At 58.5% G+C, this 12,142-nt stretch carries 10 protein-coding genes; 3 read left to right on the forward strand and 7 right to left on the reverse strand.

The window, feature by feature from the left end; translation table 11 throughout:
- Positions 1 to 23: 23 nt before the first annotated feature.
- The 3 genes from ACA062_RS26740 to ACA062_RS26750 form a co-directional block, all read right to left on the reverse strand.
- Positions 24 to 1,127, reverse strand: coding sequence for an ABC transporter substrate-binding protein (locus ACA062_RS26740; protein ID WP_497453727.1), 1,104 nt, complete (start codon positions 1,125 to 1,127; stop codon positions 24 to 26).
- 218 nt (positions 1,128 to 1,345) lie between these two features.
- The gene (locus tag ACA062_RS26745) at positions 1,346 to 2,794 is read right to left on the reverse strand and encodes an aldehyde dehydrogenase family protein (RefSeq protein WP_497453728.1); all 1,449 of its coding nucleotides are present in this window, start codon (positions 2,792 to 2,794) and stop codon (positions 1,346 to 1,348) included.
- Positions 2,791 to 4,428, reverse strand: coding sequence for a 5-guanidino-2-oxopentanoate decarboxylase (locus ACA062_RS26750; protein ID WP_497453729.1), 1,638 nt, complete (start codon positions 4,426 to 4,428; stop codon positions 2,791 to 2,793). Before ACA062_RS26750 ends, ACA062_RS26745 begins: the two co-directional genes overlap by 4 nt.
- Before the next feature lie 159 nt (positions 4,429 to 4,587).
- Here ACA062_RS26750 and ACA062_RS26755 point away from each other — a divergent pair, with 159 nt between their 5' ends.
- Positions 4,588 to 5,472 carry a LysR substrate-binding domain-containing protein gene (locus ACA062_RS26755; protein WP_497453730.1) on the forward strand — a complete coding sequence of 295 codons (885 nt, stop codon included), beginning with the start codon at positions 4,588 to 4,590 and terminating at the stop codon, positions 5,470 to 5,472.
- 13 nt (positions 5,473 to 5,485) lie between these two features.
- Here the strand turns inward: ACA062_RS26755 and ACA062_RS26760 are convergent, their stop codons facing one another.
- Entirely contained in the window at positions 5,486 to 6,508 is a 1,023-nt protein-coding gene (locus ACA062_RS26760; RefSeq protein WP_497453731.1) for an alpha-xenorhabdolysin family binary toxin subunit B, read from the reverse strand.
- 34 nt (positions 6,509 to 6,542) lie between these two features.
- A complete protein-coding gene (locus ACA062_RS26765; RefSeq protein ID WP_497453732.1) occupies positions 6,543 to 7,769 on the reverse strand; it encodes an alpha-xenorhabdolysin family binary toxin subunit A in 1,227 nt (408 codons plus the stop codon).
- A 444-nt stretch (positions 7,770 to 8,213) separates the two neighbouring features.
- Here ACA062_RS26765 and ACA062_RS26770 point away from each other — a divergent pair, with 444 nt between their 5' ends.
- A complete protein-coding gene (locus tag ACA062_RS26770) occupies positions 8,214 to 8,390 on the forward strand; it encodes a hypothetical protein (protein ID WP_178084714.1) in 177 nt (58 codons plus the stop codon).
- Positions 8,391 to 8,399: 9 nt separating this feature from the next.
- Here the strand turns inward: ACA062_RS26770 and ACA062_RS26775 are convergent, their stop codons facing one another.
- Positions 8,400 to 9,296: a helix-turn-helix domain-containing protein gene (locus tag ACA062_RS26775; RefSeq protein WP_497453733.1), complete on the reverse strand. Its 897-nt coding sequence runs from the start codon at positions 9,294 to 9,296 to the stop codon at positions 8,400 to 8,402.
- A gap of 318 nt (positions 9,297 to 9,614) precedes the next feature.
- Between ACA062_RS26775 and ACA062_RS26780 the strand changes: the two genes are divergently transcribed.
- Entirely contained in the window at positions 9,615 to 11,132 is a 1,518-nt protein-coding gene (locus ACA062_RS26780; protein ID WP_497453734.1) for an MDR family MFS transporter, read from the forward strand.
- Positions 11,133 to 11,253: 121 nt separating this feature from the next.
- Here ACA062_RS26780 and ACA062_RS26785 read toward each other — a convergent pair whose 3' ends face one another.
- Positions 11,254 to 12,102 (reverse strand): cache domain-containing protein, encoded by an 849-nt coding sequence (locus ACA062_RS26785; protein ID WP_497453735.1) that lies wholly within the window; start codon positions 12,100 to 12,102, stop codon positions 11,254 to 11,256.
- Positions 12,103 to 12,142 lie beyond the last annotated feature (40 nt).

The following is a 12,142-nucleotide window of genomic DNA, read 5'->3' on the forward strand; positions in this document are numbered from 1 at the left end:
CAAGACTTGTGTTCGCCACTCGATCAGGAAGAAAAGATTTCCGTGTAGCGACGAATCCATTGGTCATGCACGGAGGCCAGGAAGGCGTTGTCGTGCATGATCGCCTTCTCGGCAATCTGCTCCGGCGTGAGGATGTACGGGCTCTTGCGCGCTTCGGCGGAGATGATCGCCTTGGCGTTGACCGGGCCGTTGTAGATGTCTTCGGCCATCTTGCCCTGCACCAGCGGGTCCAGGGAGTGGTTGATGAAGGCGTAGACCAGGTCGGTATCGCCTGGACGATTCTTCGGCATCACCGACAGCATCAGGTCGGTGTAGAAGCCTTCCTTCATGCCGAAGGTGGCGCCCAGACCGTAGGCCGGATCGCGGATCTGTTTGGGGAAAAACGCCGGTGCGTACAAGCCGCCCATGTCCAGGGAACCAGTGCGGAACAGCTCGGCGATCTGGTTCGGGTTTTCCCCCAGGGTCACCACGCGATCCTTGAGTTCGGCGAGTTTCTTGAAGCCAGGTTCGATGTTGTGCTCGTCACCACCGGCCAGTTTGGCGGCGATGATGATCAGGTCCATCGCTTCGGTCCAGTTCGGCGGCGGCAGGAAGATGTTCGGTGCCAGGTCGGCGTCCCACATCGCGGCGTAGCTGTCCGGCGCTTCTTTCACGGTGCGGGTACTGTAGACCAGGCTGTTGCACCACAGCAGGTAACCAATGCCGTGGCCACTGGCGCCGGTGCGGTATTTTTCCGGCACGTCGACCAGGTTGGGAATGCGGTTGAGGTCGGGTTTTTCCAGCAGCCCGGCGGCGGCCAGACCTTCGGCGCCGACGCCGGCCAGGGTGATGACATCGTACTGCGGACGATCACCGGCGGCCTTGAGTTTGGCGACCATTTCCGAGGTGCTGCCGGTGCGGTCGGCGACGACTTTGCAACCGTACTTGTCCTCGAAGGTGGCTGCGATATTGCGCAGTGCGGCCAGGCCGGTGTCGTCAGACCAGGTCAGCAGGCGCAGGGTCTTGCCCTGGAAGCGCGTGTCGCTGGCATTGGCCCGGACGAAGGGCAGGCTCATGGCCGCTGCGGCTACGGACGCCACACCCACGGTTTTGATGAATTGACGTCTGTTCAGATCATGCTCGCCCATGAAGGACTCCCTTTGTTTTTTTAAGTATGAGGTGGGTCGCAACCCTTGCATCCGCGCGGTCGGACCTGCTTGAAGCCCCCGGTTTCAAAGGGCAAGAGCGGCGCCGACAGCGTCATCCTGAGGTCGTGCAAAACACCTGACTATCGATAAAAACTCATTGAAGCCATGACGCTGGCGCATGCCTCATCACGAGGCATGCGCCGCCCGTTTTCGAGCCGTCAGAGCGCCCGAATCACGTGTTTGATTTCCTGAAAGGCCTGCAAACCCCACGGGCCCAATTCACGGCCGATGCTGCTCTGCTTGTAGCCACCCCAGGCGGTCTGCGGGAAGATCACTTGCGGCGCGTTGATCCACACCAGCCCCGCCTGCAAGGCATTGGCGACCCGATCCGCAGCCTCGGTGTCGCGAGTGACCACGCTGGCCACCAGGCCGAACTGGCTGTCGTTGGCCAAGGCAATCGCCTCGGCTTCGCTGGTGAAACTGCGCACGCAGATGACCGGGCCAAAAATCTCTTCACACCACAGCGCACTGTCCAAGGGCACGTCGGTGAAAATCGTCGGCTGTAAAAAATAGCCGCGCGGCAGGTCTGCCGGACGATTGCCGCCGTAAATCAGTGTGGCGCCGGCACTCAAACCGCGATCGATGTGACCGAGCACACGCTGGTATTGCGCCTGATTGACCAGTGCGCCCATTTCCACGTTCGGGTCGAACGGGTCGGCCACGCGAATGGTCTCGGCACGAGTTTTCAGTTTCGCCAGAAACTCATCGGCCAGTTCATCGGCGACCAGCACACGGCTGGTGGCGGAACACATCTGCCCGGCGTTGAAAAAACCGCCGCCACAGGCCACTTCCACGGCCAGTTCGATGTCGGCGTCCTTGAGCACCAGCAGCGAGGATTTACCGCCCAGTTCCAGGCTCACGCCCTTCACCGTTTCCGCTGCCCGTTGCATCACTTGCACGCCGACTGCGTTGCTGCCGGTGAAGGAGATTTTGGCAATGCGCGGATCGGCTGACAGCGGCGCACCGACCGCCAGGCCTGTGCCGCAGACCAGATTGAACACGCCCTTGGGCAGACCCGCCCCGGCGATGATCGCCGCCAGTTCCAGTTCCGGCAGCGGTGTCACTTCGGAAGGCTTGAGCACCACACAGCAACCGGCGGCCAACGCCGGGGCGAGTTTCCAGGCGGTGGTGACCATCGGGAAATTCCACGGCACGATCAGGCCGACCACACCGCAAGGCTCGCGGCGCAGGCGGGCGCTGAAGTCATCGGTGGGCAGCGCCACGGCACTGTCTTGCCTGGCGTCGAGTCCTTCGGCCAGCCCGGCGTAATACTCGAACGTGGCGATCACATCATCAACGTCGATAGCCGCTTCGAACAGCGGTTTGCCGTTGTTGCTCGACTGCAAGTGCATCAACTGCTCGCGACCGGCCTGCACGCCCGCAGCGATGTTGCGCAGGATCGCACCACGCTCGACGCCGGTGGTGGTCGACCAGCCCTTGAAGGCTTCGGTCGCCGCGCTGACGGCGTGATCGACAGCGCGTTCATCACCGCCGTTGACGGTGGTCAACAAGGCTTCGGTCGCGGGGTTGATCACCCGCAGATGTTCGTTGCCGGCGGACCATTGGCCATTGATGTACAGGCCATCGAGCGTCGTAGGAAAACTCATTTCGACACCGCCTGCATCCACTGGGTCTGGTCGATTTCGATCAGCGTCGGGCCTTGGCGATCGGTGGCGGCGCGCAGCGCACTGCGCAGTTGCTCGACACCGTTGACGGCTTCGGCCGCACAACCCAGCGCCTTGGCCACGCCGATGAAGTCCGGGGTATAGATGTCCACGCCGACCGGCTCGATGGCGCGGTTGACCATGTATTTCTTGATCTCTTCGTAGCCCTGGTTATTCCACAGCAGGACAATCACCGGGGTGCGTGCTTCAACGGCGCTGGCCAGTTCTGGCAGGGTGAATTGCAAGCCACCGTCGCCGATCAGGCACACCACCGGGGGCCGGGTACCGTTTTCAGCACTGCCGCCGAGCCAGGCGCCAATCGCTGCCGGCAACGCATAGCCGAGGGTGCCGTAGCCGGTGGACGAGTTGAACCAGCGACGCGGACGTTCCGGGTTGAACGTCAGGTTGCCGGTGTAGACCGGTTGGGTCGAATCGCCGACGAAAACGGCGTCCGGCAATTCGTGCAAGACGGTTTCCAGGAAGCGCGTCTGCGCCAGGGTCGGCGCGTCCCAGGTGGCAGCGAGTTCTTCGCGCAAGCGTGCAACACGCACCTGGCCCCAATCGTTGCGGCGTTCGGCCAGCGACTTGTGGGACAGCGCGCTCAGCAAGGCGTGGGCCGCATTGCGCGAGTCGGACACCAGCGCGACATGCGGCGGATAGTTGCGCACGGTCTGGTCCGGGTCGATGTCCACCCGCAGCAACTTGCCAGGAATCTCGAAACCACCGGCGAAGGTCACGTCGTAGTCGGTCTCGGCCAGTTCGGTGCCGATCGCCAATATCACGTCGGCCTCGGCGACCAACGCGCGAGTGGCAACCAGACTCTGGGTCGAACCGATCAGCAACGGATGCCTGGATTCGAGCATGCCTTTGGCATTGATGGTCAGGGCCACCGGCGCATCCAGCAGTTCGGCCAGTTCAGTCAGTTCGGCAGCCGCATCGATGGCGCCGCCACCGGCGAGGATCAGTGGACGCTTGGCGCCGGCGAGCAACTCGGTCATGCGGTTGATCGCGCTCGGCGAAGCACCGGCGCGGTCGATGTTCACTGGCAGGCTGGCGAGCAGGTCATCGGCCTCTTCGACCAGCACATCCAATGGGATTTCGATGTGCACCGGACGCGGACGACCGGCCTGGAACAGGGCAAAGGCACGGGCCAGCACACCCGGCAACTCGGACGCCGACATCAGGGTGTGGGAAAACGCCGCCACACCGCCGACCAAGGCGCTCTGGTTCGGCAGCTCGTGCAGCTTGCCGCGACCGCCACCCAACTGGTTGCGGGTCTGTACGCTGGAGATCACCAGCATCGGGATCGAGTCGGCATAAGCCTGACCCATGGCCGTGGTGATGTTGGTCATGCCCGGGCCGGTGATGATAAAGCACACGCCCGGTTTGCCGCTGGTGCGCGCATAGCCGTCGGCCATGAAACCGGCGCCCTGTTCGTGACGCGGAGTGACGTGGTTGATGCTCGAACGGGCCAGCCCGCGGTACAGCTCCACGGTGTGAACCCCGGGAATGCCGAACACCTGCTCCACAGCGTAATCTTCGAGTAACTTGACCAATACTTCGCCGCACGTCGCCATGTCATTGCCCTTCTTGTTCGTTTGAGACGCCGGGCCTGCGCAGTGTTTATGATGAGTCGGCAGGTCCAGGGATGGCCTCATTGGAACGGGCGACACGTAGCCGCAACAATGGATAAAAAGTCATACTAGCCATGACCTCACGTCATACCTTGGATCCCAATGAAACGATTGCCTCCCCTGCCGGCGCTGCACACTTTTCTGATTACCGCGCAGTGCTGCAACTTCACCCGGGCCGCCGAGCAGCTGTACATCACCCAAGGCGCGGTGAGCCGGCAGATCGCCGGGCTGGAAGATCATCTGGGATATGAACTGTTCATTCGCCAGGCCCGAGGCCTCGATCTCACGGCCGAAGGACGGGAGTGGCTGCCACGGGTCCAGCAGATTTTCGGCTTGATCGACGAGGCGGTGGAGCAGATCGGCGAAAAGCGCGAAACCTTGCAACTCAAGGCGCCGACCTGTGTCATGCGCTGGTTGTTGCCGCGGCTGCTGCAGTGGCAACGGGAACGTCCGGATGTGCCCGTAGAATTGACCACTACGGTCAAGCATGGGGTGGATTTTCAGCGCGAGCAGTTTGATGCGGCGGTGATGTATGGCGCACCGCCCGACAGTGCATTGGTGGCCCATCATTTGTTCGATGAACAACTGACGCCAGTTTGTTCCAGACCCCTGCTTGAAGGTCCGGTACCACTCTTCACCCCGGCTGATCTGGAGCGACACCTGTTACTGCATCCGACCAGCGATGAGCGGGACTGGAAAGCCTGGCTCAAAACTGCCGACGTTCACTTAAGCAACGTCGGCAAGGGGCAGCATTTCGAAACACTGGACCTGGCCATGTCGATGGCCTCCCAGGGTACAGGGGTGGCCATCGGGGACTGGTCGTTGATCGGTGATGACTTGCGGGCCGGCCGGTTGGTGATGCCCTTTGAACTCAAAGTACGCACGGGGTTGGCGTATTATCTTGTTCACCCTGAACGACCCGCCCCGAGTGCTCCTTTGACCGAGCTGCTCGAATGGCTGCAAGCTCAGGCGCGGGCCATGTCCTAGGCCCGGCAGGCACTCATCGCCAGGAAATGGCTCCAAGGAAATTCACTGTCGCTGTGTAGCGCCCGGCCATCGCCTGAATCGATGGTACATCGACTATCAATGACGGCGCGTTCGTTTGTAAAAAATGCTCATACGCTGCCAGTATTTTCTGTGCTTCCCGCACCCAGTTTCCAGTGACCTGATCGAGGGTTTTGATAGCTTCGAGCTTCTGCAGCCGATTGCCTGCTTCCTGGAGCTGGGAGTCGGCATCCGTCAGCTCTTTTTGCACCTTACCCAGTCGTGTCCAAACACTGTCTCGTGCCTCCGTCAGGTTTGAGTAACGCCGCCCATTTTCAATCCCTTGCAGATTGCCTTTGAGGCGGGCGAGCACCTGTTCAAGAAATTCACGATCCAGCGCTGGAGTGGTCACCAGCTTCATTGTCGTCTCGATGTCTTTTGCACTGGGTATCAGCTGATTAAAAGTATCCAGCCATCCCGGTGCCTGAAGCTGTGCAATCTGGGCATCGATGACGCATTTTTCCTCCTGAAGTTTTGTCTGGTCGTCCCGTAGTCCCGCGATCGCATGCACCAGACGTGCCCGTCGACCCGTTTCGATCGGCACAAGATCGGCACCGTGCTCGGCGAATCTGATGTCCTTAAGGTTGCGTGTCGCCTGACGCAAATCCTGGGCGGCCGTTTCTACCGAAACCCGCGCAACTTCGACACGATCCGCGCAATACTTCAAAAGATCGATAATCTTCCCTTCACGCATACTGGCGGCTGCGGTCGGGTGATTCCGGATCTCTTCGAGGCGCGTCAGAATACTGGTGAACTGGACGTTGTTCAGCGCTGCAATCGTCTTTTTCAGATAGTCGCCGGTGCAATGATCATAGGTGTTGAGCTGATCACGCAAGTACAACGCCTTGTCTTGTACAGCAGGCAGAAATTCAAACGTTTTATCGGCCACCAAGGTATCGAAGTGCCGTTGGCTGACTTTCATGGCCTGCCTGTCGGGTGTCGTGTAACCGTGAGTATCGTTAATAATATTGTTCATCATGAACCCTTCCATCCTTGAAATATCAAATAAAACATCAACCAACCGTTTCATTGAAAACATTGGACAAAGCCTTGGCATGCCCTTGAATAACGTTCCACGGTTCGATCACGTCCTGCAAGTCCAGAACCAGCAAATTCAGATCAAATGCGTTCCTGGCCGTAGCCAATCGCTCGGCGGACTCCACGACATTAACCCATATGATTGCCCAAACATCCTCCAGGTTTTTTGCGCCTTGTTCTGCGTCTATCATCAGCGCTTTCATGTTAGTCAATCGCCCAGCCAAGTCGCTTAATGACGTTGAAATAGTTGCACGGTCCATCTTTTTCAGCAGATCGGTTCGGGATTCGATCAACGCGTTTCTCTCGCTTCTGACAGTTTCCGCCTGGAAGCCGTAAATACCCCCGGTAATAGCAACGCCAATGGGGCCGAATACAAGGCCGGCAAAGGCATAACCGACCAGACTGGCGTACTCCGCGTTCTTCTCGGCGATATGTATATCGAGTTGTTCGAGCTGAGACTTAATGGACCCAATCTTCGCAGGCCCATCGATACCCGCTTTATCAACATAGTCCAATTTGGTTTTGACTGCCGGCAGGAGCTCTACCGTAATTTTTCGGGAAAATTCGGTCGCCAACCCTTTGACCTCTGCTACGGAGAGGAAAAAATTTACGACATCCTTTATCATCCGCTTAAAAAATTTTTCCAGACTTTGTACTTTTTCAATGTCTGAGCCATTCAACGGGATATCTTTGAGTTCTGCGAGTTCCGAATCTGACAAGGTATCAACCGTACCGCTCAAATCCTTGTACCCGGCAAAATTTTTCAGATGAGAGACTACGTCCCGTCCGGTGTTGACGAACCCTTTGGCGAAAATATCCAGTTGCGAGCCAAGGACCTTGGTCTCGCGCTCCAGTGTTGTCCAAGACAGCGCGTGCTGGTGAATGCGCTGGTTCAATTGCTGAAAATCCGCAGGCTCAAGCCCGTCAATATCAAGTCTCTTATAGCCTAGCTGTTTCTCGATTGCGCTAAGGTCGACCGGCTCACGCAGACTAGCCTCGACATAACGTTTGATGGCGAAAAGATTAGCTCTTTTAACAATAAAAGTTCCATCCTGGTAATCCGGTGCGTCTTTACCCGCCATGACACCGAAGTATTGAACGGGCACATATTTTGCCGCCTCTGCAATCGAGTCCACACCTTGCAACTCTTGCACCGCCTTCAACGCAATACCCGTGAAATCAATTTTCTCTCGCTCTTTCATAGTGGCATCCTTTGCTACTCCAATCTAATTAACTACAAGATACATTACAGGATAGTTGTCCTTGACCACTAACAGTGGTGGAACCCACGATAGCCTTTCAAAACGCCCCCATCAACTTCACTACAACGGCAAACACCGTAGGAAATACAACCCATGACGCTGTCGATTTTTAACGCTATGAAAAAGACGAAACTGATTGACTGGAAAAAACCATCAAGATTACCGGTCGACATATTCCTATCACGCATAAAAAAGCACAAATCAATAGAGTGATCTGTGCTCGATATTTCTGTGACGACGCCTTCGCTGGCAAGCCAGCTCCTACAGGGGTTATCAGCGTTCTGAACATCCGGTTACATGCGCAGGCCACATTAGTGGCATTTCACCGGCACTGACCTATGCTCAATGTAAATACCCAAGGGTATTCGTTCAGAGGTCAGCGCCATGAACATCAGAACAAGAAGGTACCTCGCGATTTTCATCACCTGCGCGGCCACGTTGGCGCTGTATGGCACGGCAGCCTGGCGCGTCGAGCAGTTGCGCCAACTGCCCCGTGAAGCCGCGAGCTGCAATTTCGAGCGTTGCATGCCCCACAACGCGACCCTCAACGCCCTCCGCTGACGAAGGGGATCAGGTCCCGTTGCCCTGATCGGCCTTCAAGCGGTCGCGAAAAGCCTTGGGCGAGATTCCCACCCGGCGGCGGAACAGGCGCGTGAAGTTGGTCGGATCGGAAAACCCCAACACGTCGGACATTTCATAAATGGTCATGCTGGTGTAGGTCAGCAAGCGCTTGGCCTCCAGCAACTGACGTTCATGCATGATCTGCAACGCCGGTTGCCCCGCCAGCTCACGGCACGTGCCATTGAGGTGGGACACGGAAATCCCCAGGCGATGCGCCAGGTCTTCGACCTTGACGTGCTGGCGGTAGGTTTCTTCCACCAACTGAATAAAACCGTTGAGGTATTCCCGGGCTCGCTGCGGACGCTGGCTGGCGGACCGGCGCTGAAGCACCTGACGGCTGACCCACACCATGATCACGCTGACCAGCGAATGCATGAGCATCTCGCGCGCCGGCTGATGGCCGGTGTACTCGTTTTGCAGGGCTAAAAACAGGCTATTGAGGTACTCGCCGTCCTTGCCCGCCGGATAACTTTCCGCCAGGGCCAGGGCGTTCACCGCGTTGCCCAGTTGCGCCTGCAGATGGGCGACCAGCGGTGCGGCGAGGGTCACGACAAACCCTTCGACGTCCTCGGAAAAGCGAAAGCCGTGCACCGACAGCGGTGGCAGGACCTGGATCGCCGGTTCAGTCAGTTGCGTACGTTGGCCTTCGATTTCAAGCTCGGCCTGACCTTTGAATACGAAGAGCAACTGGCATAAATCGGCGTGACGGTGGGGTTTGATTTCCCACTGGTGTTCGCGGCTGCGTTTGGAAATGGTTTCACAGTGCAGCAAGTCCGGGGTCGGCCAGTCCAGGCTTTCACCGTAGAGCTTGAACACTGGAATCGAAGGCATGTCAGGCTTGTTCATCACTTCAATCCAGGCCTCAGGGCTGACGGGCGATAATCGCACCGATTGGCAGAATGTACAGCTCAGTTTTCACCTTCAATTGACAGACCCGCAAGTGAAAAATGCAAGCACACGACCCATAAAAATTATCAACACATCGTCGATGTCGGCACTCCAGTATTGTGTCGACTCAGCAGCGGGTCGAAAAAACCATCGCAGAAAACGACGGCGGACTTCCGTACGAGGCTATCGAATAGCCTACTACCGACTTACACTGGCGAGCACTTACCCGCTCGCCTTGCGCCTGGCGGGTGTCAATCACTGCCCGCAGGTTCTACCGTGACCAACCTCAACCAGCCTGATACGCCCAAGCCGGCCATTCGCAGCGTGTTGATCGCCCTGATGCTGGCCATATTTCTCGGCGCGCTGGACCAGACCATCGTCGCCGTTTCAATGCCGGCCATCTCCGCGCAATTCAAGGACGTCAGCCTGTTGGCCTGGGTCATTTCCGGCTACATGGTGGCGATGACAGTGGCAGTGCCTATCTACGGCAAATTGGGCGATCTGTACGGCCGCCGCAAATTGATGCTGTTCGGCATGGGCTTGTTCACGCTGGCTTCGCTGTTCTGCGGCCTGGCCCAGAGCATGGAGCAACTGGTGCTGGCGCGGATTCTCCAGGGCATCGGTGCGGGCGGGATGATTTCGGTCAGCCAGGCGATCATCGGCGATATCGTTCCACCTCGGGAACGCGGACGCTATCAGGGCTACTTCAGCAGTATGTACGCGGTGGCCAGCGTCGCCGGTCCGGTGCTCGGTGGCTACATGACCGAATACCTGTCCTGGCGCTGGGTGTTTCTGATCAATCTGCCGCTGGGCCTGGGCGCGTGGCTGGTGGCCAATCACACGCTGGTGGGGCTGCCGGTGCCGCAGCGCAAACCGATCATCGATTACTTCGGCACGTTATTGATGATCATCGGATTGACCGTCTTGTTGCTGGGCATCACCGAGGTCGGCCAGGGCCATGCCTGGCGCAGTGCCGAAGTAGTGGGCCTGCTCGCCTGCTCGGTCATGGTCCTGGGGTTGTTTGTCTGGCACGAACGTCGAGCACGGGAGCCGTTGCTGCCGATGCATCTGTTCGCCAACCGCAATGCAATCCTGTGCTGGTGCACGATTTTCTTCACCAGTTTCCAGGCGATCTCGCTGATTGTGCTGATGCCACTGCGCTTCCAGAGCGTCACCGGGGCCGGGGCCGACAGTGCCGCGCTGCACCTGCTGCCATTGGCCATAGGCTTGCCGATCGGGGCGTATATCGCCGGGCGCCGAACCTCGGTGACCGGACGTTACAAACCGATGATCCTGACGGGTGCCATGCTCATGCCGGTTTCGATTCTTGGCATGGCATTCAGTCCGCCCCAGGCCTTTTTGTGGAGCAGCCTGTTCATGTTGCTCAGCGGTATCGCCTCCGGCATGCAGTTCCCGACGTCGTTGGTGGGGACGCAAAATGCGGTGGATCAGCGCGACATCGGTGTGGCCACCAGCACCACCAACCTGTTCCGCTCGCTGGGCGGCGCCGTGGGTGTGGCGTTGATGTCGGCACTGCTGCTGGCGCTGTTGCAGGATTCGGGTTTCGCCCACCTCGCAGGCTCGTCAATAGTCGCCGAGGGCAGTTCGGGGAATGTCTTGCTGGACGGTTTGAACGCTGCACCTGGGGATGCGCAGAATGCCTTGCGGGCGGAGTTGCTGCTGACTTTCCGGCATTTGCTGATGGTCAGTGCGGCGGTGTCGCTGCTGGGGCTGGCAGCGGCGATTGCCATGCCGAACAGGGTGCTTCGGGGGCGGGGAGACAAGGTTCGGTAGAAAGAACGAGTCGCCTGCATCGCGGGCAAGTCGAATCGTCGCACCGCCGCTCCCACAGGATTTGCGTGGTCCATGTGGGAGTGGGCTTGCCCGCGATGGCGTCGTCATTGACGCCCTGAAATCAAGGGCTGTAATACCCCACCGCCACCAGAAAATGCCCGACCTTTTTCAGGTAGGCATGCTTGTCTTCGACCTTGCCGGTCACCGGGTTTTTCCAGCGGTATTGGTAATCGCCATAATCCTGCTTGGCGATCAGCGCCAGAATCGGCTCCCCAACCGGTTTGCCCTCCGGGTCCTTGACCTGGCCGAAATCGGTATTGATCAACCGCAGGCTGGTGCCATGGGCAACGTAACGCTGGTTGTTCAGGTCGACCACGAACACATACAGGTCATCCTGCAAGTAACCGCCCTTGAGGGAATTGATCGCCTTCAGCGTCCCCTTCTCGTCCTTGGCCAGATCGGTCGCCGCTTTGTTCAGCAAGGCCATTGCCTGCTCCGCCGACGCCCGTGGCAGGTAATAACCCACCGCCAGGATCCTCTGTCCCACGCGCTGATAGAACACATGCTTGCGTTCGATCTTGCCGTCGGACCAGTTCTGCCAGCGGTATTCGGCCTGCTGAATACCGTTGCCTTCGGGCACTTTCAAGGCATCCTTGAAGGCTTTCTGCAAATCCGGTCCGAGCACATCGGACACGTCACGACCAATCAACGCCGAAGACGGCCCGCCGCTGGCGAGCATCACGCCCTTGGTGTCGACCACGAAAACATAACGATCCTTGTCGACGAACTCGCCTTGACGGCTGAACGCAGCGAAGGCTTTTTCACCATTGTCGTGGTAGTAGGCCAACGCCTTTTCCAGCAAGGCGATGGCGGCCTGGCGGTCGTCTTTTTCCGTCCCGGCGGCTTGAACCTGACCCAGACACAGCAAAACCATCGCGCCCAGCAAGGCTAACTTATGCAAAACCCCCATAACGCATTCCTCGTTCTTGTCGGTGTTTCAAGAGCGTAGA

Source organism: Pseudomonas sp. LBUM1679, from assembly GCF_059695565.1.